This window comes from Candidatus Jordarchaeum sp. (genome assembly GCF_052745115.1).
The window spans coordinates 1-24,519 of sequence record NZ_JBRAKS010000001.1 but is presented as its reverse complement, the minus strand read 5'-3'; the positions used below and the strand labels follow the sequence as shown (position 1 = coordinate 24,519).

19 protein-coding genes and 1 pseudogene are annotated in these 24,519 nt (G+C 39.5%); 8 read left to right on the top strand and 12 right to left on the bottom strand.

The features are described 5' to 3' along the window. Nucleotides 1-14: 14 nt before the first annotated feature. The 5 genes and pseudogenes from ACUVXA_RS00100 (at nucleotide 15) to ACUVXA_RS00080 (ending at nucleotide 4,881) form a co-directional block, all read left to right on the top strand. Nucleotides 15-443 carry a hydrogenase iron-sulfur subunit gene (locus ACUVXA_RS00100; RefSeq protein ID WP_445869188.1) on the top strand — a complete coding sequence of 143 codons (429 nt, stop codon included), beginning with the start codon at nucleotides 15-17 and terminating at the stop codon, nucleotides 441-443. A 158-nt stretch (nucleotides 444-601) separates the two neighbouring features. After that, nucleotides 602-790 (top strand): hypothetical protein, encoded by a 189-nt coding sequence (locus ACUVXA_RS00095; protein WP_445869187.1) that lies wholly within the window; start codon nucleotides 602-604, stop codon nucleotides 788-790. Between the two features lie 100 nt (nucleotides 791-890). Continuing rightward, nucleotides 891-2,783: a 4Fe-4S binding protein gene (locus tag ACUVXA_RS00090; protein WP_445869214.1), complete on the top strand. Its 1,893-nt coding sequence runs from the start codon at nucleotides 891-893 to the stop codon at nucleotides 2,781-2,783. A gap of 178 nt (nucleotides 2,784-2,961) precedes the next feature. Then, a pseudogene (locus ACUVXA_RS00085) lies at nucleotides 2,962-3,336 on the top strand (hydrogenase iron-sulfur subunit); the annotation flags it as partial. A 96-nt stretch (nucleotides 3,337-3,432) separates the two neighbouring features. Continuing rightward, nucleotides 3,433-4,881 (top strand): Coenzyme F420 hydrogenase/dehydrogenase, beta subunit C-terminal domain, encoded by a 1,449-nt coding sequence (locus tag ACUVXA_RS00080; protein WP_445869186.1) that lies wholly within the window; start codon nucleotides 3,433-3,435, stop codon nucleotides 4,879-4,881. 37 nt (nucleotides 4,882-4,918) lie between these two features. Here the strand turns inward: ACUVXA_RS00080 and ACUVXA_RS00075 are convergent, their stop codons facing one another. The 10 genes from ACUVXA_RS00075 to ACUVXA_RS00030 form a co-directional block, all read right to left on the bottom strand. Next, on the bottom strand, nucleotides 4,919-6,190 hold the full coding sequence (locus ACUVXA_RS00075) for a V4R domain-containing protein (protein ID WP_445869185.1): 1,272 nt from the start codon (nucleotides 6,188-6,190) through the stop codon (nucleotides 4,919-4,921). Nucleotides 6,191-6,291: 101 nt separating this feature from the next. Beyond that, entirely contained in the window at nucleotides 6,292-7,563 is a 1,272-nt protein-coding gene (locus ACUVXA_RS00070; RefSeq protein ID WP_445869184.1) for a V4R domain-containing protein, read from the bottom strand. 47 nt (nucleotides 7,564-7,610) lie between these two features. Then, nucleotides 7,611-8,879, bottom strand: coding sequence for a V4R domain-containing protein (locus ACUVXA_RS00065; RefSeq protein ID WP_445869183.1), 1,269 nt, complete (start codon nucleotides 8,877-8,879; stop codon nucleotides 7,611-7,613). Between the two features lie 60 nt (nucleotides 8,880-8,939). Continuing rightward, nucleotides 8,940-10,190, bottom strand: a complete 1,251-nt coding sequence (locus tag ACUVXA_RS00060; protein WP_445869182.1) for a V4R domain-containing protein — start codon at nucleotides 10,188-10,190, stop codon at nucleotides 8,940-8,942. A gap of 103 nt (nucleotides 10,191-10,293) precedes the next feature. After that, entirely contained in the window at nucleotides 10,294-11,445 is a 1,152-nt protein-coding gene (locus tag ACUVXA_RS00055; protein ID WP_445869181.1) for a hypothetical protein, read from the bottom strand. Between the two features lie 27 nt (nucleotides 11,446-11,472). Continuing rightward, entirely contained in the window at nucleotides 11,473-12,387 is a 915-nt protein-coding gene (locus tag ACUVXA_RS00050; RefSeq protein ID WP_445869180.1) for an ADP-ribosylation factor-like protein, read from the bottom strand. Nucleotides 12,388-12,433: 46 nt separating this feature from the next. Further along, entirely contained in the window at nucleotides 12,434-13,936 is a 1,503-nt protein-coding gene (locus ACUVXA_RS00045; RefSeq protein ID WP_445869179.1) for a Coenzyme F420 hydrogenase/dehydrogenase, beta subunit C-terminal domain, read from the bottom strand. Nucleotides 13,937-14,240: 304 nt separating this feature from the next. Further along, the gene (locus tag ACUVXA_RS00040; protein ID WP_445869178.1) at nucleotides 14,241-16,256 is read right to left on the bottom strand and encodes a C25 family cysteine peptidase; all 2,016 of its coding nucleotides are present in this window, start codon (nucleotides 16,254-16,256) and stop codon (nucleotides 14,241-14,243) included. Nucleotides 16,257-16,542: 286 nt separating this feature from the next. Further along, complete coding sequence (locus tag ACUVXA_RS00035) at nucleotides 16,543-17,592, bottom strand: hypothetical protein (RefSeq protein ID WP_445869177.1); 1,050 nt, start codon at nucleotides 17,590-17,592, stop codon at nucleotides 16,543-16,545. A gap of 117 nt (nucleotides 17,593-17,709) precedes the next feature. After that, a complete protein-coding gene (locus tag ACUVXA_RS00030) occupies nucleotides 17,710-18,162 on the bottom strand; it encodes a CBS domain-containing protein (RefSeq protein WP_445869176.1) in 453 nt (150 codons plus the stop codon). A 242-nt stretch (nucleotides 18,163-18,404) separates the two neighbouring features. Between ACUVXA_RS00030 and gcvPA the strand changes: the two genes are divergently transcribed. Both gcvPA and gcvPB read left to right on the top strand, forming a co-directional pair. Further along, nucleotides 18,405-19,784, top strand: coding sequence for an aminomethyl-transferring glycine dehydrogenase subunit GcvPA (gene gcvPA / locus ACUVXA_RS00025; RefSeq protein WP_445869175.1), 1,380 nt, complete (start codon nucleotides 18,405-18,407; stop codon nucleotides 19,782-19,784). A 39-nt stretch (nucleotides 19,785-19,823) separates the two neighbouring features. Next, nucleotides 19,824-21,410: an aminomethyl-transferring glycine dehydrogenase subunit GcvPB gene (gene gcvPB / locus ACUVXA_RS00020; protein ID WP_445869174.1), complete on the top strand. Its 1,587-nt coding sequence runs from the start codon at nucleotides 19,824-19,826 to the stop codon at nucleotides 21,408-21,410. 6 nt (nucleotides 21,411-21,416) lie between these two features. On the opposite strand, the gene gcvT is transcribed toward gcvPB, so the two are convergent. Continuing rightward, complete coding sequence (gene gcvT, locus ACUVXA_RS00015) at nucleotides 21,417-22,562, bottom strand: glycine cleavage system aminomethyltransferase GcvT (protein ID WP_445869173.1); 1,146 nt, start codon at nucleotides 22,560-22,562, stop codon at nucleotides 21,417-21,419. A gap of 181 nt (nucleotides 22,563-22,743) precedes the next feature. Here gcvT and ACUVXA_RS00010 point away from each other — a divergent pair, with 181 nt between their 5' ends. Then, nucleotides 22,744-23,736, top strand: coding sequence for a tetratricopeptide repeat protein (locus tag ACUVXA_RS00010; RefSeq protein ID WP_445869172.1), 993 nt, complete (start codon nucleotides 22,744-22,746; stop codon nucleotides 23,734-23,736). A 32-nt stretch (nucleotides 23,737-23,768) separates the two neighbouring features. Here the strand turns inward: ACUVXA_RS00010 and ACUVXA_RS00005 are convergent, their stop codons facing one another. After that, the gene (locus ACUVXA_RS00005; protein ID WP_445869171.1) at nucleotides 23,769-24,275 is read right to left on the bottom strand and encodes a hypothetical protein; all 507 of its coding nucleotides are present in this window, start codon (nucleotides 24,273-24,275) and stop codon (nucleotides 23,769-23,771) included. Between the last annotated feature and the right edge of the window lie 244 nt (nucleotides 24,276-24,519).

Sequence of the window (24,519 nt, the reverse complement as noted above, 5' to 3'; positions counted from 1 at the left end):
AAGAGGTGGCCATTTTGGCAAAAAAAGAAAAAGAAGATTTTGAGCCAAAAATAGTTGCGTTCTGCTGTAACTGGTGTTCCTATGCGGGCGCGGATTTAGCTGGTGTTAGCCGATTTCAGTATCCTCCCACAATAAGGATAATTAAGGTTATGTGTTCTGGCAGAATCGAACCTATTTTCATACTTAAGGCGTTTGAAGCGGGTGCAGATGGGGTACTGGTTTCAGGCTGCCACATTGGAGACTGTCATTACATTGATGGAAATAAGAGCGCAGAGAAGAGGGTTAAAGCAACCTCAGAAATATTGGATCTAATTGGCTTAGGTTCAAATAGACTTAGGCTAGAGTGGATTTCTGCCTCGGAGGGTATGAAGTTTAGTGAAGTTATTAAAAGTTTCACAGAACAGATTAAGGACCTTGGTCCGAGCCCTCTTCGCAAAAACTAAGAGGTAACAGACTTGCCCTATCACCATAAGACTGTTGACGCTAAGTTTATTAAACTAATAACTTGATTGGTGTCACGAAGAATTTGATGCTTGCCCCCCCTAATCCGAGAATAAGCATACGCTTACAAATTTGAAAAAAGCACAATGGTGCTGATAAAATGAGTAAAAAGATTGAGTTGAACGAGGAAGAACAAAGCCTCGTAAAAGAAATAATGGAAGAATTGGGCTTGAAAGGCGGCAAGGACAAGCGACTGGTATCAACCATTGGCAAAAGATTAAACTTCAACAGGCAAAGGATGATGGTTGCTATCAAAAGAGCCATAATTGGAAAGGAAACGCATGAATAGCCCAATTCAATAATTGGAGGTGGTTACCACAGTGAGTAATAATGAGAAAACTGCATCGGAACCTGCTATCGGTGTCTACGTCTGCGAGTGAGGCGTTAACATAGGTGGCGTCGTTGACTGTGAAGCGGTGGCGGAATTTGCGAGTAAACTTCCGAATGTAAAAACATCGAAAACCTACTCGTTCTTCTGCTCAGACCCGGGACAGAATATAATAAAAGAAGACATAGAAAAGCTCGGGATAAACAGAGTTGTTGTGGCATCATGTACCCCTAAGACTCATGAACCAACCTATAGAACACTCTTGCAAAGTGCTGGAATTAGCCCCTACTATTTCCAAATGGTGAATATCCGAGAACATTGCTCATGGGTACATTACAATAATCCTGAGGCAGCCACGGAGAAGGCAAAATATTTGGTAGCCGCGGGAGTAGCTAGAGCACGCCTATTGGAGGATGTGCCTCAGCGAACCGTAAAAGTGGAACCCGCGGTTATGGTGGTAGGAGCTGGTATTGCGGGAATAAGCGCAGCAATCACGGTTGCCAATCATGGACTTAAGGTCTATCTTGTGGAGAGAAAGCCCACCATTGGTGGATTGATGGCTCAACTTGATAGAACATTTGCTACAGACGATTGTGCAATCTGAATATTGGCTCCAAAAATGGTTGAAGCCGCTAAACACCCAAACATTGAACTACTGACCTACACCGAGGTAAAGGATTTGAAGGGGAGCCCTGGCGACTTCACAGTAACTCTACTAAAGAAACCAAGATATGTGGATGAGAGCAAGTGTACGGGATGTGGCGCATGCTCCGAGAAATGCCCCGTAGAAGTTCCCGACGAATTTAACAATGGACTCGGAACAAGAAAAGCCATATACATACCGTTTTCCCAAGCAGTGCCAAAGCTGGCTCTAATATCCATGGAGGACTGCACTCAGTGCAAATCTTGCGAACGACAATGTCTAGCTGGAGCTATTGACTACGAACAGAAACCGGAAGAATTTGAAGTAAAGGTAGGTGCAATTATAGTAGCAACAGGAGTAGATATGTACGACGCGAGTGAACGGGGAGACTATGGTTACGGAGTCTACGAAAATGTTATCACACAAATGGAACTGGAGCGTATGTTAAGTCCTACGGGACCCACATTTGGGCACATTTACCGGATTTCTGACAGAAAGGTGCCAAAGCGAATCGCAATGATTCAGTGTGTAGGGTCGAGAGACGTGAAAACCAACCCCTACTGCTCCGAAGTCTGCTGCATGGTAGCGATGAAGAATGCCAAACTGATAAAACAACACGATCCCGATACCGCGGTAACCATATACTACATGGATATGAGAGCAGTGGACGAAGGACATGAAGAATACTACACGGGAGTCAGAGGGCACGGAGTGAACTTCATAAGAGGCAATGTAGCAAAAGTTAGGGAAGACCCAGAAACTAAGAATCTATTACTCAGAGTTGAGGACACACTAACCGGCGAGATAAAAAGGGTTGAAGTTGACTTATTGGTTCTTTCAACCGCAGTAATACCATCAAAAGCAGGAACAGAGCTCGGAGCAATTCTGGGCATCGACAAAGCAGCGAGTGGCTTTCTGAAGCCAATACACACCGGACTTAGTCCACAAGAAACAAAAACGCGCGCAATTTACATATGTGGCATAGCACAAGGACCAAAGGACATATCCTACTCGGTTTCTTCAGCTAAGGCTGCGGCATCAGCTGCTACAGCATGGTGTCTGGCGGGAGAAGCAACACTGGAGCTGATAACTCCGGTGGTTGAGGAGGAACTCTGCGTTGGTTGTAAGAGATGCGAAAGAAACTGTCCCTTCGGAGCCATTAGAGTGATTGACGGCATCGCAAAAGTGGATGAAACGAGTTGTAAGGGTTGTGGAATCTGTGTTGCTTCATGTCCTGCACACGCCTTGGATCTCAGATATTATCGAGATGACCAGTTAAAGGAAGAGGTAGCAGCGATTGTAAAATCTTAGAGTCCTTATGCCTTATGATTCCATCAGCAAAAGCCCTAGACTGATGGATGAGAGCTCTGGTAAGCAACCAGAAGGACGAGATACAATTATTTAATAAATGGAGTTGAAAGTTGGAGGAAAAGATTTGACATTTCAGATAGTGATGTTTGCGTGTTGGAAGTGAGGTTACGGAGTAGCAGATTTGACAGGGGTTTCTAGGATTGCGTATGACACTGCGATTAGAATTGTGCGTTTGAGATGCACCGGGCGAGTAGACAGCACACTACTGCTTGAGGCTATTCGCTATGGTGCGGACGGTGTTATGGTTGTAGGATGACACGTCGGTGAATGCGACTTTGAGTCGGGAAACATTATGGCGGAAAGACACGTCAACTTCGTGAAAAGAATATTAGAAAGACGGGGACTCGGTGGAGATCGAGTGAACATGTACAATTGTTCAGCCGCCGAAATTGGTCGATTCAAAGAATCTGTGCAAGACATGATGAGAAAACTTGAGAAACTTGGACCGAATCCCATACGCGAAGAAGAACAGGTAACAGCTACCCCCGAGTGATCCCGAACCATTAAATCTTGAAGGGTTCGGGGGACAATCCTCATAAGCGGAGGATTGGGTAACTGATAGAATGTTGTTTGAACGGAGGTCGCACTATTGGTAAAGAATTTGAAGGAAGAACTGGATGCGACACTAGAAGCAGTAAATAGTTTCAGGGTACGCGCTTGGTTCGAAGGAGAAAAAGAAATCCTTGAATGCGGAAAATTTACACGTGAGGAATGGGAAAAAATTTTAGATTTTTTTATAGATGATGAAACAGAACGAAGAAAAGTTCTGATAACTTTAAAAAAATTGAAGAATGCAACTTTAGCCCAGCTGGAACAGGAATTGGGAATATCAAATTTTAATATTAGAAAGCATCTCCGACTTTTAGAGTACGAAGGTTTGGTTGAAAGAAGTGGTAAGGACACTGATGGCGCCGAAACGGTTTATAAGCCTATTTTAAAGTCGGAGTTATCAAGAACCCCCTATGAAAAAATCAAATTTATTGTGGATGAAAAACTCTGCGTGGACTGCGGCGCTTGTTTGAGTTACTGTCCAACTAACGCAATAACGATTGTAGACGAAGCCCCCGTAATTGATGAAGACAAGTGCATAGGATGTGGAATATGTAACATTGTAGCCTGTCCCCGCACGTTCCTTTATTTAGACCTTATAAGAGATCATGTAAAAGGGGAGCCCTCTAACCTTGGGGAAGAACCGATAGCAGCTTATAAGAATGCGTTCACCGCTCAAACAAAAAAAGAAGAAATTAAAAAAGTTTGTCAAGATGGGGGTATAGTTACTTCTCTTGCAAGTTACCTTTTTGATCATAACTTAATCGATGGGGTATTGGCGGTTAAAAAGACTGGAGAAAATTGGATTACAGAACCAGTGGTTATTACTAATAAAGAGGAGTTACTTGGGACAGCGGGTACAAAGTATGTGATTACTCCTACACTGGTTGGACTGGAAAAAGCCAAGAAAATGGGTCTTAAAAAAATTGCTGTGATTGGGACGCCTTGCCAAATTCAAGCGGTTAGAAAGTCTCAAGTATTTTCGGATGGTTTCCAGGAACTTATGGGGGATGTTGCTTATATAATAGGTATATTCTGTATGGAAAACTTTGCCTACCAGAATATGAAGAAAATTTCTGAGGAGTACTGCAAAGTGAACTTGGAAAACGCCCGCAAAATGGATATTAATAAGGGACAATTCTCAGTACACAGCAAAACAGGTGAAAGTACATCAGTGCCGATTAAAGAAGTAACAAGCCTAGCCAGAGATGCTTGCCATGTATGTCCAGACCTTACAAACGAGCTGGCAGACATATCAGTCGGCTCCATAGGATCAGGACCCGGCTGGTCAACAGTCCTTGTTAGAACAGAAAAAGGGAAGGAGCTTTTCCAAAAGGCTCAAGAGGAAGGATACCTTACCTCAAAACCTCTAGATGAAGCAGAAACAGGGTTACCACTACTTATAAAACTGGCAAAAGGAAAAAGGAAAAGAAACTTGGAAAAATTAGATTCCAAAAGAGAAGAAGGAAAATATGCGACCTTTTTCTAAACTCTATTTTATGCTAAGATTGGTTGATTTAGATTGTTTACTTTAATTCTAGTTCAAATTCGCAGAGTTCATTGCCCATAGCTATACATTTTGTTTCCCTGGCAGACCAGTCCTTCTTTGTAGCTACTTTAAGAATCCCTGCCAGACCACCAGCAATAAAAGTGCATACCGGATGATCCGAACGACCATAGGATAAAGCAACCGTGGAGATACCAGCGATTTTCAATTTTCCCCCATCAATGCTTCCTTCGGTTGATAACAGTCTACCCCAGCCCGCAGCAGTATTATATTTTAACACTTCTAGGAACAATTTTTCATCGCTAATCTGGAGCCCAGATTCTACTAAACGGGCCGCCCCTACACCCACCTTCCGCCCTAAATCAAAGAGTATTTCCTGATTTTTTTCGTGGCCGAAAAGTTTTTCTACGCTGTCAAGAAATATTGTTAAAGTCTGGATTGGCGTGATGATGTGATTCCAGCCAAGCACTGAAATTTGCCCCCACTCGTTAAACGACATACTTTCTTTTAATTCGTCAAAAGAGGGGTATAAGGGAAATAGTGTGATAAAGTTATCACTTGAAAAATGGTACGCAACTCTTTGATTCAAAATTTTGTGCGCTTCTTTCAGTAGGGGAGTTTTTGAAACGTAAACGTAGGTATGTTTTTGGTCATAAATTGTTTCCAGACTAAAGTTCATCGCGTAGTCAACAATGTGATTTAAGGTATTAGTTACTGTGGATTCGTGGACGTCGCGATTTGCTGTTCCCAAGAAAATATAGCCTTCCCTTTTAGCGTCAAGGACTAGTCTTCTAATCATCTTTAACACTGTTCTTGAATCAAAGTCAATAATTGAAGAACTAATATTCGTATAGGTAACAAGTATCAGGGTATCTGGAAAATCTTGTCTAATTCGATTTTTTACATCATTAATTTCATATACTATTCTATTTGGATCATTTGCAATCTCCCTAACACTTTTCAGAACGTTATAGCTTGTGTTTATTCTATTTTCGCTTGAGACTAAACTCAAGAAATGAAACCTGCCCTCAGTCACAGCTTTTTGAAAAACTTCATTTTTTCCATGAGAGTAATTCTTTTCAACCTGTTTTTGAATAATGTTGAAGGGCAAATTGGTATGCACAGAAATAACCGCTCCACCCTTTTCCAAAAAATTCAGTGCAAATAAGGCTGCAAGCCTATCAGCATCATTCATTGAAAAGGAGTCGGATACCATCAACATTGACAAACCGTTATACAAGCGCCCTAAGGTTTTATCAATATAATCAATTCCAGCTTCACGGATCTTCAACACTAATCCCTTCTCTCATGTTAGTATAAAATATAGAAATATAAATGTTATTTTAAACACTTAAATAGAGAAGAAAGATAGAACATCGATTTTTTAGACTTCTATTTTTCAACTATAGCTTCAAATTCACATAGCTCGTCGCCCATAGCTATACATTTAGTTTCTTCACAAGTCCACATTCTTCCAGTAACCACTTCTAATATACCTGGAAAAACCCCTTCCCCTACCACACAAACCTTGTGTCCGGATTCCCCGTAGTTGTGGGCTAGTGTGGAGAAAAATGATAGCTTCATTTTGCCAGATTCTAGGTTCCCTTCTTTTTTAATTAATTTTCCCCACCCTCGGATTGTTAGATAGTTGAATGACCTTTTTAGTAACTCATCCCCTTCCAAACCATATTTGGATCTAAAAAGGTTTGTAACCTCTAAGCCTACCAATCTGCCGAAATTTTTCATAAATTCACAGTATTCTTCTATTGCTAAACTTTTTTCAAGTTCCTTAAATAATAATGTGAAAGTTTCGAGAGGTGTAATTAAATATTCCACGTTATTAATTGAAACCGTACCATCTTCACTATATGTAATATTTCTCTTTAAATCGTTAAAAATTAGGGTTTGGGAAGTAATCTTCTGGAAGTTAGTACCAGACAATACATAAGTGCATCTTTGTTGTAATTTTGCCATATCTGGCTCTAAAACTGGAGATTTTAATACCTGCATATACGGTTGTTTTACCCCTCCCCTCTCTTCGGAAGCAAGTTCTAATACAAAATCCGACAAATGTATTAGAGTGCTTATTGTTTGTGAATCGTGTATGTCACGGTTAACTAGACCGATAATAATGTCTCCTTTTTGCTTCATTTTTGTAGTCAGTTTTCTATACATTTTCAGAACAGTTTCTGGTCCAAAATCAATAATAGATGAACTAAAGTTATGGTATGAAATCATAACTGGAATTTCTGGAAAATTCTTTTTGATTTTATCTCTCAAGAAACTAATTTCATACAGGATTTTATTCGGGTCATTATCAATACTAATCATGCTTCTAAAAATGTTTTCACCAAGTTGAAATTTTTCCTTACCAACCGTATCAATATAGTAGCCCCTATACTCCTCTAGACCATTCATAATTATTGGAATGTCTTCATTCGTAAACCTAGTCCTAATATCATCAAATAGCATAGAGGAGGGTAAACTCGTGCTTACAATAACACTGCCTCCACCTTGTTTAAAAAAATTCAAGTTAATTAGAGCGGAGAGACTTATCGTATCATTTAGAGTAAAAGAATCACATACAAGCAACATGGAGGCAACTTCATCTAGAATACCCAGAGAGCCATCAATAAAATCTATTAAAGTTTTTTTTATCTTCAAACCTATCAGCCATTAACAAGTTTTAATACAATAAGGAAATTCCTATCTTACACAGATTCTAACTCAAATTCACATCGTCTGTTCCCACGGGAAACGCATTCGTTTTCTTTAAAAGTCCAGTTCAGTGAGGTAAGTTCTTCTAATACGCCCTTTAGAATACTTCCTTCTATTATGCAGACTGGAAGGTCGGATTTTCCATAATTAGTGGCAAATCTAGAGAAACCTTCCACTCTTATCCTTCTAGTTTTAGTATCTCCTTCTAAAACGTTAAATTTGCCCCAGCCAGTAATCGAGAGGTGGTTTACAACAGCTTTAAAGACTTCATCAGATGTTAGTTTAAATTGGGAGGATAACGCTTTTGCAATTTGTGAGCCTAACGCTTTCCCTACTCTTTCAATCATTTTACTGTATTTGCTTTTACCAAATTTTTTTTCGATCTCTTTTAAAAGATTCACGAAAGTATGCATTTCAGAAATAATGTAATTTGTGCCATATACAGTGACCTCTCCTCTCTCAAAATAAGAAATATTTTCCCTTAACTCTTCAAACCTAGTGGGGAGAGAAGGAATCGTATAAAAATTATCTTCAGAAATTTCATAAGCAAATTTTTTACAAAGTTTTTTCTCCACATCCTTTAAAAATGGGGTTCTATTTACAGACACGTAGGGTTGCCTCTTACCTCCAAGGATGCCCACACCAAACTCAAGTACATAATCAGCGAAGTGAGTAAACGAATTAGTTACATTCTGCTCTTGCATTTCCCGGTTCAAGATGCCAAGAAAGAAATCCCGCTCCCGCTTAACATTCAATATCAGTTTTCTAATCATACTTAGTACCTCTTTTAGCTTAAAACCCAAAATTAGGGAACTGATATCTGAAAGTAAAATTAGAACAGGAATATCTGAACAGCTTTTTTTGATTTGATTCTTTGCATTTATAATTTCATAAGTCATTATATTGAGATCATTTGCAATCGACTTTATAAACATTGATCGGTTGCTATCTACAATATTAGTGTCTTCAAAAACAATATTCAGATAGTACAGTCTACCCTTATTTATAGCCTCTTGGAGAATAAACCTTTTTTCTGGTGAATCAAAAAATAAAGTTTCATTTATTGCTAAAAAGAAAGGCAGATTTTCATTAATTAGAACACATCCCCCACCCTTTTCCAAAATATTCAATGCTATAAAATTGGCAAGTCTCTGAGCATCATTTGCGGTGGCTGAGTCCGTTGAAAACATTATGGGTAGACCTCTATAGAAAGGACCTAACGAACGGTCTACAAACTCTACCCCTGTACCTTGAAATTTCACTTCTACATCCCCTTAAAAATTAATAAAAATAAATGGATATAAGGTTAATTCTCATTTAAACTATACTTGGGTTAATTCAAACAAGCAGTACTCATCACCCATAGCCATACACATAGTCTCTTTAATATTCCATTCTTTCCCAGTAATTTCTTGAACAACTCCCAGCAAACCTCCCTCAATCAAAACATCAACGGGCTTATCTGATTTGCCCCACACTTCAGCTAAAGAAGAATGAACCCGGATTTTAAGACTACCAGACCCGAGGCTTCCTTCAGTGCTTAACAATTTACCGTAGCCTCTAGCTCCTACATACTTGAGGGTTGAAAGTAAGAGATTATCCCCCTTAAGATGGAATTCCGATTCAACATTTTTAACATTTCTAGCACCAAAATCTACACCTACTTCTAAAACAATTTTTCTATACAACTCATAATCAAGACTTTTTTCAAAAGCTTTAAGAATATTTATTACAAAAAGGATAGGAAGTACAAGGTGTTTAATTCCTAGAATTGAAACCTCTCCTTTCTGATAAAAAACTTGCCCATCTTCTAATTCATCTAGATAAAAAGATATGGGCGAAAATGTTTCAAACTTATTGCCGGAAATGTGATATGCAAGTTTTTTGTGCAAGATTCTTTTCACGAATCCAACTAACGGTGTCTTGGTAACCTGTAAATATGGGTGTGGTGAATCGCCAGAGTCTAATCCAAGCTCCATAGTATAACTTGAAAGGTGTTTCAAAATATTCGTAATTTCCGGTACGTGAATATCCCTATTCACCACCCCAACGAATATATTGCCCTCTTGTTTTATTTTTGCTATCATTTTTCTTAACATATTCAAAACAATTTTAGAATCAAAATCAACTATGGTAGAACTAATATTATGATACAATACGATAACTTTACTATCTGGAAAGTTTATCTTCATTCTATCTATTACTTGAGTGACTTCATACAATATTCTCTCGACATCATTTCTAACAAGTATTACACCGGTAATATCTTCACTAAATTTATTCGATACCAGATCTAAAAAAGTGAAGCGACCTTCATCCATAGCTTTTACTAAAAGAGGAAACTTTTCGGGCAGAAAAGAGTGTTTAAATTTTTTAGAAGCTAAAAAATAGGGTTCGTCAGTTTGAATTGCTACACAAGACAGGCCCTGATCTATTAGGTTGAAAGTAACTAACATACTAAGTAGCATTGCATCATTTAATGTAGATGAGTCGGCGGTAAAAAGTAGTACTTGCCCCCCCAAGAGTTTACCCAGAGAAAAATCTATAACGGGTACCCTCGTTTCTAGTTCCAAATCCTTCACCCCTTGAAATATTTAAGTAATTGTTTAAAATAAAATATCAATGAGGCAGGAAAACAATCATACATATTTTTAAGGTATTTAGATTTTTAAACTGCTAGCTTTTTAACTTGACCCTTTTATTTATAATATTTCCTTCGTTATCTTCAAGAGATAATTGGAAGCTTTGAACATTTTTTTCGCGTGGTTTATAGTTTAATTCCACTTCTTTTCCTACTGGCAATTTTTTAATTCCTAACATGTAAGACGCTGTTTCGAATAGCTCCTCTTTTATTCCCACAACCTTTATGGTTACCCCTTTAAGCTCTTGCTTTGTGTTATTCGTTACATGCATACTCAGTTTATTTTTATCTTTTTGTGTCACAAGCACCTCTATTGCTTGTGGTGGAATCTTTCCTAGTATTATTCCCTTGGCTTTTGATTCCTCAAAGAGTCCCTCATCTCCAGTCGGCGGTAATATTATGTTTATTGGTATCTGAAATTTGATGGTTTCACCAGTAACCTTAGTACATGTGACATCTAGGTACCAGTAGGAATAGGCTCCAAATGTTTGGGACCAGTGGGTTCTTTCGGTGGGCTCCCAGAAATAGTTGTAACTATGTTCGGCATACTGTGGTATTCTAACAGATAGATAACCTCGGGTGGGACTTTTTTCTTCAACCGTTGTTAAAATCTCGGGAGGATTCTTTTTAATGTGCACACATACCTTTGCATACTTTGGACAGGCACAATTGATGTTCGTGTCGTGAACCAGATCCACGGTTAGGAGCTTCAGCCCCTCAGTTTTGTAATCAAGTTTAATTACCTCACCCGGTAGCACCGAGTCTTTTTCTATGCTGAAGCTCATTCCCTTAATTATGAGTGAAACAGGATTTGGTTCGAACCTTTGCTCGGATCTTATCTTTATTGGTCTTTCCGCAACAATTTTGAATTCTTCACCGTGTCTATCTGGTCTGCCAACTGATAGAGTTGCTTTAATAATATAGTGAATGTTTTTTCGTATAAGAGTGGGAACAGCTCTTCTACTTATAGGGAGTTCACGTTCTCTAATGTAAGTACCGTTTTCCAGAAATCCCTCACAGAATATTTCACTTGTTGCTAATGGAAGTTCATTTCCGCAAGGTAAGTTAGTGAGAAGTGTTAAACCACCCCACCAAACCTTGGTATCCTCTGCAAAGTCAAACTTTGACACGGTTCTTACAGAAGAACCAGCCGCTGCAGCATCCTTTGCACGCAACTCTATTGACATTGGTAATCTATCCTAAAAAGTGTATTATTAAGTCTCGGCATGAGCTCTAACCACAAGGTCGGCAAACATAGACATGTCAGCCAGCAGTGTATCAATTTTCTCCTGCGCACTCTTGTCTAGCTCTTGGGTTTTCATTATTAAAACCGCTAATATAAATTTGAACACATGTAAGGAGATCTCTTTGTCTCCTTCCAGTCCCCGTCCACTGAATTCTGCAGAATCAGACATGAAGAAGTTTTCTCTCAAATTGTTGCATGCACTTATAAAGTCTCTCAGGTCGCCTCTCAGCTGCAGCCCAGTACTAACTCCTTGAACATTATGTACAATCACATTACCCGCAGTGTCACTGATAATGATCCTGGCCGGGATTTCACCAAGTTGTTTCTGGGCAGTCTCCACATGTTTTTCAAGAGACTCATAACTTGCAACCAGTATGTCTCTAAATATTTCGGCAAGCCTCTCCTGCTCATAAATCGAGGTAACATGGAATACAGGATTCCATTCAGAGAACAGATCCATGAATATACCCTTAGCCTTTTCAAGATTCGTGTCAAGAAGCTCCTTCATATAGTCTTGTAAGTCGTACTTGTGGAAGAAAATGTGCACCGCAGGTTTAATTTTATTCTTCTTAAAAAGGTCAATTATTCCGGTAAAGTACTTCTTTGCCTCATCAAAACTATCAGGCTCGTGAAGATCCACAACCGGAATCAGCACATCGGTTCCTGAAAACACCTTAGGGTCACTCATGTAGGATTCTCTGTATTGTTCCTGACCTCCGAAATCAAATATTGAAACTTCCAAGCCTAGGAAAGGGTGCCTTCTTATCTCATACATGATAGTTGGAGCGGCTCCCTTAGTTTGTTCCGGCCTTTTACCAGCAAACGTAGTCATATATATCGAGGTCTTGCCACATCCTGACAACCCTACTAGCGAGATTTTCATAGTTTTTTCCTCCGCACCACAATTAAATCATATTAATATTTAACATTTATTCCTCCGTTTTTTTACCTTCAATTTCTTTAACACTAAACTTTTGAGATAAAATTGTCCCCTGCCTGTCGGAAATGGTTAACAGGTATTCTTTATCGTCTTTGGTTCGCGGATAGGCAAATTCAAGTTCCTCAAAGGGATACCATCTTTCAATGTCCGTCTCCCAAGCATTAGTCTCAAATAGATCCTCCAAGTGGGCAATTCTTATTTTCATATTGTTTATGGTTTTTCCTGAATTATTGGCTAAAGTTAACTGAAGCATGGTATTGCCATCGACGAAGCGAGCCTCTGACACCTTGAGCAGTTTACGAAGTGCTCTTTCAGCTATACCCTCCTTTTCTTTAGTTTTTTCTTCAGCCAAAGGTATCGCTCCCACTCTTTTTACAGGTTCCGGAACTCCCGCAGTTGTTGGGACGTATTTCAAAACATAGGTATGGCGCCTTCTTTCAGTATACATTTGTACCTTCTTCAGCCTTGCAAGATTCAAGACTTTTTGGAGACCTTCCCGGTCTAAAGGCTCCAAAACTACATAACCGTTTTCCATGGCGTCTTCAAGAAGTTCAAACGCTTCACCTGTGCGAACCAGTATTGTCGAGTATCCTTCAGCGGATCCCACGCTACCAACGGATACGTCTGCTTGTTCTGAGGTAAGATCCCGACAGTAGTGACAGCTTGTTGAACGATACTTATCCAGATTTTTAACAGGCCAAGCCCCGGTCTTGTCACCGTTATAATTTATGGTGAATTTGCCCCCTGCGATGCCCATTTTATTAATGGATTTCAAGGATATACCTTGTTCCTGCTCAAAGAACTCTCTAAGTCCCTCGTAAGAGAAAGAGTCCATACAAAACAATCCCACTTTTAGAATCTTTGCTTTCATAAATAAGTGTAGTGTACCAAAGGGTTGGCTCTGCATCTTAGCGACCGCATCTATATTACAGGGCGTTCCCACAAAAGCAATAGAACGATAACCCTTATCTATCGCCTCTACCAGGGCTTCCACAGTTTTGCTATGTGAGTAAACACTACCAGAAGATTTCAAAAGCTCCTCAGAACTAGTAACTATTTTTGCGACCGGCTTCCAAGGCTCCTCTTCGCTTTTCATTGTCACAATTGCTGCATCGATTAAACCAGTATCCATAGCATACATTAATATAGCGGTTACAATTCCTCCGTCCTGACCCTTCACCTTATCCGAAGCGGCTTTACCGATAAAAGCTGCAACGTGGTCACCGATTAGGGATTTTATTGAAGTTATTGTACGCGGGCAAGCGCGATAGCATATCCCACAGGCCGTGCATTTTCCCACCAGTTTTGGTGTCTCGTCCTCCATAACTAGTGCTTTTTCGGGGCAAATCGAGACGCAGGTGCTGCAGGCGGTACAGACTCCGCTTCTTACTACTTCTTGGTTTAGGCGTGTAAAATTTTCCAGTTTTTTTACCTTAAGAAGTCTTTCGGGGAATGTGTAGCTTACGTAGCGTTTTTCCTCCTCGTTTAACATGTCTTTCTCTCCTTTCGCTCGTTTTCTGTGATTTTAAACGTAAACCTGGTCTTCTAACAATCTATTGAATTAAGATTATTTCCCTTCTTTCTAGATTTATAGTTGGAATTATACTATCGCCAAGTATATAAATTTTTTAGAAGAACCAGACTTACGCCGTAAAATTATTTTAATCCCTATATAACACATTTTTTACGCATTTAATACCTTTTCGATTGTGCAAAAAAATGAAAAAATAGTTAATATAAGACTGAAATCGTCCATAATTTTACAATTTTTTACTTTTTTAGATAAGGGTTAACAGCTACTCTTCCTTGGAAGGCCAAGCGAAAACAGCCACCATAACACAGATAAGGAAAGGAGACGATAGCCATAAAATCCTTGAAAAAGATTCATCAGAAAAATTAATTATCACCGGCAGGACCAGTGGGGTTACCAGCGGACTTTGAACGTATACTTTCTGAGCATCCGAAAACGTCTGATACCCCTCCGAATCTATTGCACTAGCATAAAACACCACACTACGATTATTAAAAAAGGAAGAGTTAATAACCATACTAATAACCACATTAAAGTTCCCAGGTGGGAAAAATGTTGAATTAACCATCACTTTATGATAATCAGTAACCACTACTTCTAACCAGGCTATTCCCTGAGGATCACTAGCATAAACCTGTATTGTAAACTGCTCCCCCGGACTAATTTTTGTAGGAGCCTCTAAAACAAAAGTTGAAGGTTGATCTATTGATGCCCCCACTTCTAAAACAGTATTATTATGTAGAAAGTTGGGCTTTGAAACCGTAATACTATAATTTCCGGTCTGTGGAGCTGGAATCCTTATGCTACCATCGGACTCGGTGAGATAGGTGTGATAATAGTTTGTTCCATTAATGCAAACCAAGGCTCCGCCTACGGGAGCTCCCTCACCGCTCTTAACCTTGATCTGCATTATTTGCCCAGGAATCGGCGTAGATTCAGGAAGAATAATACTCAAATTTTGGGGAGTATTTGTCCAAATCGGAAGCTCCGGGTCCCCAAGAAGTATGTATACTAAAAACTCTTGTCGATATACATAGCTCGTCGCCATTCTCAGTAAACCAACTTCCTGAAAGTACTGATGCTTACTCTCGTATAACGCATATCCCGGACGCTGAGAAAACAAGCCGTCATCAGTATGGAGAAGTATCTGGAAGAACAAAGCGTCTAAAAGAGAATCTGACAGATCATCAATGGTGTCTCCACCAAAGCTCGTTCTAGTCGCTCCAATGTATGATATCGCTCCACCATTTGGATTTTTTAGCATGGCTTCACCTATACAATCTCTATCGTCCAGACGCAGAGTTGAACAAGCCGAAGCAAACACTAACGGCAACTCATATTCATTGGACAGACCATAAGCATCCGAAGTACTGAAGTAGGAAACCCCGCTCTTAGACACTGTAACAGTGGAGTATGATCCATGGGAGCAAAAATTAACTATGGCACACCCCTCGTTTATTGCATTAACAAAGTTGCCCCGCGTTAAATTATTATAAGTTATATTAGAACCCCAAAATAAATAAATAAAATTCATGTTTAATTTGGGAGGGATAACATTTTCACCTATGTAGTGCTTGATTCTCCACCCTTGAATATCAAGATCTTGATCTATTTCACCACCCGCAAAAACAGCTGTTCGCATCCAGTCCCCTACCCATGCTTCTATATCTCTCTCGTAGGTGAGTGTCTTGTTTATCATATATTCCAGTTCAGTCTCATTTGAGGCAGGCAGTCTCCCAACATATAGTTCTGGAATCCAATCTATTTCTCCGAACTCTCCATAACGCCCGTTTCCATTATTGTCAAAACATCCGTCCAGAGCGGCGTAGTAATAGTCGCTGGGAACATACTCGAATCCAGTCCAAAAGTTTCTTATGGGAATTTCATTCGTATCTCCGGCTAATAGAAGCCAACTAATATTCCACTGATTATATGCGTATATTAGAAAGTTACGTATTTGTTCGGATTCATCTTTTCCAGGATAGTTTTCGTAAATATACGTTGTGTTGAATATGGCGGTGGGTATTCCTTTCTGCGTTTTCCATTCCGCAAATTGTATTAGATTAGTGTTATTGGTCCAGTTGTCTGGTGCTATTATTATATATTGTGTGGTGTTTGTAGTCAGTATAACTGGTGTTGGAACATTTTGTATTCGTGTTGCTTGTTGATTATGGGAAATAACCATTGGAACCCAAGAGTTAGGAGTAGGTAGAAGTAGTAAGGAGACAGCCATTGTTAGCAGAAATATTAGAAGACCGAGTTTTACGAGTGAAATCCTCAAGGTAACCACTCTAGTTTTTCTAAAAATAGTATAGTATCATAGTCAATTTAATTTTGCGTTACGACCATTTTATAAAAAATTAGATAGAATTCCAGAAAGGATATCGTGCTTGGGTCTCTTGATTAGACCTTAGGCGTAATTAATACTTCCGGATTTTTTTCCGTTTTCAAGCGTCTTTTATCACAGTTTTTGCATTTTTCGGTAGTATTTCTGAAGGATTTTATACTTTTTCGCACCATTTCTGAATGAAAAATAATTACACCTAAGGTCTATTAATTTATAGCGTTTATTTAATTTCTTTTATTGAGATTTTTTTCACCAACAGTTTTTCTGTTAGATCCTCAATATTTAAAATGTATTCGCCATCATTGTCAACCCTAGGGTATTGAAATACCAGCTCTTCGTAGGGGAACCAGATATCAACTATGGTGTCCCAAGAGTAGGTTTCGAAGAACTCTTCAATGTGGGCTATGGATATTTTAATATTCTCTATACTTTTCTCAGAATTATTTTTAACAGTAATTTTCAATTTTTTCTTATCATCAGCAAATTCCACACTCACCAATTCCACCGGACTTTCTGGAATGTGTTCAATAGCCCTCGTCTCAATAGCACTCTTGCCCGATAACGGCACAGCCCTAGTTTGTGGACCAGTGACACCATACATACTGCTCAGAAGGAAGTAAACTAGATTTCTTTGCTTCTCCACATCGCTCTGCAGAGCATTCATTAATTCAGATGATATTACTGGTACAGAAATATCACATATATTCAAGAGTTCTTCCTCCACCTCTTCCCCATCCTCGATAACTTTATGATCGTCTCTTGTTCTTATCGGTTTACAACACGCTAAATCCTTCTCTATAAGAATATAGAGCTTATCCTGCAAACTATCCCGGATTTTCTCCAACAGAACACTGAGCAGCTTATCCCCCAAGGGTTTAGCTAAACCAACAGGCACACTAACTATAAGCACAAAAACCTCCTCTGTTTCAGGAGTCATCCCCGCCCTAAGCTTTGCCCTAGCCGACCTAGCCTTAAACTTCGTAGCAGCGTAAACCTTCCCCCCAAACTCCAAGTCAACCCGATTCAAACCTTCTTCCTTGAAATCCTCAGCACCCAGCCACCACACAGGATGCTTTTGAATAATCCTCAGCGTCTCCACATCATCCTTCAAACTCTCTGGGCATGTAAAAAGGGCAAGATGCCCTCTAGCCTCATGAAAATAACACAAATAAATCCCAATCAAACCCTCTAACATGGCAAAATGGGAATTGGCCCTCCTCTGCTCAAATTCAAGGTCATCGCTTTTATTAATATCTGAAGGATCAGACATACTAATGCACCAGAGATTGACAGTTAAATAATATCAGTTTTGAATTCAATTTTTAATTAACAGCATTATTTATTCATAATTTTCGAGGGGCAGTTCTAGATTTTTAACATAATCATTTCACTCAGCCGATTTTTCTGAAGCCTTAGGCTGCAACTGAATATCGTAGTATCTTGTATACTTTTTAAACTGGTTAACCCATTTCTTATTGATGACGCCTACAATCTCACCATTCTTATCAACAACACCGACACGTTTCACCTTAGTTTTCTCAAACAAACTTCTCAACTCATCAATAGAAGCATCCTCAGTAACCGTAATAATATCCGTAACCATCACATCACCCGCCTTATAAAGTCGAGGATCCTTCTCCTTAGCCACTAGACGGAAAATCACACCGTCGGTAATGATCCCAACCACTTTATTATTATCATCTTTTACGAATACTGAGCTTATCCAGTTGTCTACCATTATTTTCGCTACTTTGGGTATAGAGTCGTTGACGTGACAGGTTATTACATCGCGGCTCCCTGCTTTTACTATTGAAAATTTTTCTTCAGTGTTGGCTGACAATCTACGACCACCATAGTACTGAATGAATCTTATTAATACAGCTATGAATTATACTTTTATACTTTTTTAATATCAATATAAATTAATTTGCTCTTTCCCTTTGTTTCGGAAATTTCGAGAAATATGAGTAGGTGTTTTTCGGTTTGTGCTACTAGCTTTTAGATATGAAGCTATAGATAGAGTTAAGTTCTGTTTGCTCTTTTGGGTTTATTATGTTATACATCATTTTAGAGGGTTAAGACATGGTGTTTAAGCATCAGTACATTCCTTTAACTGAGGAAGACAGAAAAGCAATGTTAGAGGCACTCGGACTTAAGAGTGTTGAGGAGTTGTACCGGGATGTTCCTCGAAATGTGAGGCTGAATCGGTGGCTTAATCTCCCTGAACCACTGGTTGAGGCGGATTTGTGGCGGAGTGTTGAGAATTTAATGGATAGGAATGTTACTCATAAGGATGTGCCGGTTTTTTTGGGTTCAGGGGTGTGGCTTCATTACGTTCCGGCGGTTGTAAGAATGCTTGCTTTTCTTCCCGAGTTTCAAACTGCTTATACTCCTTACCAGTCAGAGATTTCTCAAGGGATTCTTCAGGCGTTTTTTGAATATCAGAGCATGGTATGTGAGATAACAGGAATGGATATTGCTAACGCCTCGATGTATGATTGGGCCTCTGCTCTTGGTGAAGCCACCTTGATGGCGGGAAGAGTGACGAGGAGAAGGGAAATTCTAATCCCCAAAATAATTCACCCCGAGAGAAAGTCTACTCTTGAAACATTTACACATAATATTATGAAAGTTAGAGAAGTTCCCTATGTTAAGGAGACTGGGATTCTTGATATTGACGCTTTAGAGAGTTTGGTTTCTAAAGATACTGCGGGGGTTTATGTTGAGAACCCGAATTATTTGGGGGTGATGGAAATTCAAGTTGAAGAAATTGGGAGAATAGCTCACGATAATGACGCGTTGTTTGTGGTGGGAGTTGACCCAACTTCTCTGGGTGTGTTGGCGCCGCCTGGACAGTACGGGGCGGATATTGTGATAGGTGAGGGGCAACCGCTTGGTATTGATCCCTCTTTTGGAGGACCTTTAATTGGCTTGTTTGCTTGCCGTGAGGATAGGAACTTGATGAGGAATATGCCTGGGAGGCTTATTGGCATGACTGAGGATACGGAGGGTAATCGTTGTTACACCATAACCTTGCAGACTCGGGAGCAGCATATTCGTAGAGAGAAGGCTACTAGCAACATTTGCTCTAATGAGGCACTCTGCGCGGTTCAGGTGGCAATTTATCTTGCCTGCATTGGACCCGAGGGGCTGGTCCAGCTGGGGGAAACCTGTATGGCAAACGCTAAATATGTGATGCAGAGAATTGATGAAATTGATGGGTTTAGAGCCCCCCTATTTGAGTCTCCTCATTTTAAGGAATTCACAGTTAATTCCCAGACGCCCATGGAAGATATTCAGAGGAAATTGTTGGAGAGGGGAATTCAGGGAGGTAAAATCATTAGAGACGAGTTTCCGGAGCTTGGGGAAACCAGCCTATTTTGTGTAACAGAGATTCACAGTATTGAAGATATGGATAAATTAGTTGAAGCACTCGGGGAAATCGCTGGCAAACATGACTAGGAGTATAAAATTGGTACCAGAAGTGGGAGGTTTTCAAAAGTGATTGAGGAATTTGATCAGGCTGTTTGGAAAGAAAAATGGAAGATTTTGGAACCACTCATCTTTGAAATAGGCGTTAAAGGTAGAGTAGGACATCTTTTACCAAAACCTTGCAAGAAAGTGAGTAAAGAAGTAGGAGACATTTTGAAAATTATACCTGAAAAAATTAAAAGGAAATCTCCTGTTGAGCTACCAGAAGTATCTGAACCCCAACTAGTAAGACACTTTCTCCATCTTGCTCAGATGAATTATGCTATTGATTTAGGTTTTTACCCCTTGGGTTCCTGCACTATGAAATATAACCCTAAGATAAATGAGGAAATAGCCAAAATGGATAAAGTTTCTCGTCTCCATCCCTACCAAGATGTTTCCACAATCCAAGGCGCTTTAGAAATCATGTACCATTTGGAAAAAATGCTTGCAGAAATTTCGGGAATGATAAGGGTCACTCTACAGCCCTCAGCAGGGGCTCATGGTGAGTTTACCGGTCTTTGTATCATACGAAAATACCACGAAGAAAATGGAGAATTGGAGAGCAGAAGAGAGATAATTGTGCCCGATTCTGCTCATGGAACCAATCCTGCGAGTGCAAATATGGCAGGGTTTAGTGTGGTTACCATTCCCTCTTCTGAGGACGGCTGTGTTGATTTGGAAGCTTTGAGGACTGCGATTGGAAGGCAAACAGCGGGTCTAATGCTCACCAATCCAAACACCTTGGGCATATTCGAAGGGGACATACTGGAAATTTCGGAAATAGTTCATGATGAGGGCGGTCTCCTGTATTATGATGGGGCTAATCTAAATGGGGTTCTTAACAAGGTTAGACCAGGAGACATGGGATTCGATGTTGTTCACTTTAACCTCCACAAAACTTTTTCAACACCCCACGGAGGAGGAGGACCCGGCGCGGGGCCTGTTGGAGTTAAGGAAGAATTAGTTCCATACTTACCAATACCGACAGTTGAGTATAGTGAAGAGAAAGGTAGGTACTATCTAGACTATAATAAGCCGAAGTCGGTGGGGAAGGTTAAGGGATTCTATGGCAATTTCGGAGTCATTATTAGGGCTTATTGCTATATTTTATTACTTGGAGCTGAGGGGTTGAACAAGGTGGCTGAGGCGGCGGTTCTTAACGCTAATTATTTGGCGAAAAAAATTAATGAGATTAAAGGTTTCAGCCTTCCGTATGCTTCAGATAAGCCTCGTAAGCATGAGTGTGTGATAAGCGCCTCAAAGCTTAAGGCCGAAACGGGAGTTACTGCCCTAGATGTAGCAAAGAGAATTCTGGATTTTGGAATGCATGCGCCAGTTGTTTATTTTCCGCAAATAGTAGAAGAGGCTCTAATGATAGAACCAACTGAAACCGAAACCAAAGAAACCCTTGATAGATTCCTATCGGTAATGCAGAGAATATCTGATGAAGCCTATAATTCGCCAGAAATGCTGCATAGCGCCCCACACCATACTTCGGTAAGAAGAGTGGATGAGGTTAAGGCAGCAAGAAATCCAATTCTTAGCTGGAAAATGTATAAAAAGCAAGGAGCCATAACATCCTCAAACTCAACAGCGGAAACACATAATTGCTAGAGACCACTATTTGTTACTGCTCTTTAAATCTCTTAACTGCTTCATGAGGTCTACTATTCTCGCCCTTCTAGCCTTATCTTTTATCATTATCTGCACTGGTGTACCGAGTTCTGAGAATTGTGTACTCACATAGCCTATTCCAATACCTATTTTCCCATGGGTTATGGATATTCCTCCACTTGTGATCTCGCCTATTTCTTTACCATTTTTAATAATCTTGTAATGAGGCCGGGGAACTCCTCTTTCATCCATGGCTATGCCAACTCTAACCTTAGAGGGGGAAAAATTTTTCAGCTCCATCAATTTTTTCTTTCCCACAAAATTTTCCTTTTCAAGATTGACAAAATTGTCGAGCCTTGCTTCAAATGGATTAGTGTTCTCATCAATGTCGTTTCCATATAGTGGTAGGCCGGCCTCTAGTCTCAAAGTATCCCTAGCGCCTAGCCCGCAGGGCAGGATTTCAAACTCCTTGCCAGCCTCTAAAATAATATTCCAGAGTTTTAAGGCCTTTTGGGGTTTGTCTAGGGGGGCATCGTACTGGATGATTTCAAATCCATCCTCACCAGTGTATCCAGTTCTAGAAATCATACAAGGTTGATTTGAAACCTCAGTTGTAAGGAAATTGAACCTTTTCAAATTATTTAAGTCTGGTTGAACCAGTTTCTGCAAAGTTTTTTGAGAGGTAGGCCCTTGAACAGCAAACATTGGTGTTTGATCAGAAATATCTTTCAGACTTACTTTGTAGCCTTTAGATTTTTGAAGTAGCCAATTAAAATCCCTCTCCCGATTACCAGCGTTTACCACAAGAAGGCTTTTTTTCTGGTTGAAATAGTTTATTATTATATCGTCGAGTATTCCACCGTTTTCGTTTAGGAGAAGACCGTATCTTGAAGCACCCTCACTCAGATTTTCCAATCTTCTTGAAGTAACGTATTCCAGAAAAACCATGGATTCATCGCCTAACACCTCGAATCTACCCATGTGGCTAACATCAAAAATACCCACACCATTCCTAACCGCCAAGTGCTCTTTCAGGATACCATGGCCCTTATATTCCACCGGCATTTCAAAGCCTGAAAAACTGGTCATAACTGCCCATTGGACGTGACAATCATAGAGATGCGTCTTTCTTAAACTTCCTTCTGCCCTCATGAAAACACCTTTCAAAAAATTGACAGTATTTTACTATTTATAATGATTAAGGGAAGAGTTATTTAAGTTACGATAATTTTTAATATTAATCTAAGATTTGAAAGCGAATAATTAAGTAACAAGTAACCAGACTAATTAATATTTATTAAAAGATGTTTTTCATTTTAATGAGGGAATTAAAGTGGATTATTTCGAAATGGGCAAATTCTACGAAAAGCTAGCAAAAAAGAGCAGATCCACCCTGAAAAAAGATTACAAGAAAGCGGGATACTGGTACAGTAGTGCCGCTGACTACTATCAGATTCACGGGGATGAACAAAAATTTATCGAGTTAAAAGAGTTAGCACTCAAATGTTTCTCAAATTATTTAGAAGAATCACGCAAAAAACAAATGGAAGATGGTAACGGCCAAGTTTATCTGTGGATTTCTCACATTTACCAATCTTTGGGAAATCCAGACAAATTTCAAAACTATTTAATTAAAGCAGCTGAGGTTTTTACCCTAAATGCAAGGAACTTGGCTAAAAATTACAGAACAACTCTTCAAGCAATCATTAACTATTATAATTCTGCTAACTGCTACCGACTGTTAGGAGAAAATAAAAAGGCTTGGGAGAGTTATGGTAAGGCGTTAAATATTTACAATAAAAAGGGTAAGAATGAAGTAATTGGGTTTTCACCGGTACTCCGGGCAACCTGCTATTACCGAATGGGGGAGCAAAATAAAGCAATTGAAATTTTGGAAGGTGAGTTGACCAAGGAACACCTGTCTCCACTGGTTTTTTCCAATACTCACCTAATTTTAGGATGTTATTATCTTGACAAGAGGAGCGAAAAAAATGCGGAAAACCACTTCCAAGCAGCAAAAATTGTTCCGGACACCGAAAAAATATCGGCTCCAGAATTAATTACACAAGCGCTCTGCCAGCTGATGTTAAAAAATTCTGAAGGGGCCATTGGACTGGCAGAATTATCAGTGAAAATTTCTTCTAAATTGAGAGATTACAATTTAAGACAGCTGATACAGGAAATAAGAGGGCTCGTAATAAACCTAGCCAGGGGGCAATATTCAGTGGCTGAAAAAATTATGGCCAGCCTAAGCTGGCGGCACTTCGATCTACCGCTCTTCGACGCTTTGAGCATAATAAAGAAAAATCAAATTAAAAATCGTTAAATCTTATGCAAATTTTTCAGATTAATTTGTACCTAGCAGTAGTACGTTGTGGTTTGCTGTCTGAAGTTTTTCACAATTTCAATTTGCACGTCGGAAGCATCTATCTCGGGAGTGGGATAAGTTATGAAGGGGAAGAAGTGACTGATTCCCTTAGCCCCCATCTGAGTTGCGGGGTGATCCCCTCCTAGGAGTTCCCTGCATATTTCAACAGTTAGATAACCTACCGTATTTTCGTCCAATACGCCTAAACTGTGTAAGTACTCATGAAGCAGAATATGGAAAAGGTACGCATTATAATACTCGGGCTTTACTTCCTTTATTCTTCTCAGGGGAGTTTTATTTAAAACAATTAACTCAGAACCCACCGGGTGGAAGGCTCCTACCATATAGTTTCCCTGAGCCCCCAGGTCGGTGAGTCCCAACATTACCGCTCTACGTACCTTATACTTACACATAACCGCATCTTCAACTAGGCTGAAAATATCTGCGAAGGATTTAGAAGTATTCAACCTATCCACAAATTCTTCCTGTCTATACAAAAAACCAAACTCCTCCATTAAATTACTGCAACAAATTGAGCCTTTTAATCCAATTAAATAATTCAATTTTAGACTTATATTGACTAAGTTTTAATCATGTTAAATCATGCAATTCAATTTTTAGCAAATTATTCCATTTATAGCAATAATAGCAATAAAATATCCTTATTACAGTTATTAAAGATTAGATAAGCTTTGAAAAGAGTAATAAGTCTCTTTGTTTTAATGATTTAATCCAAACAAT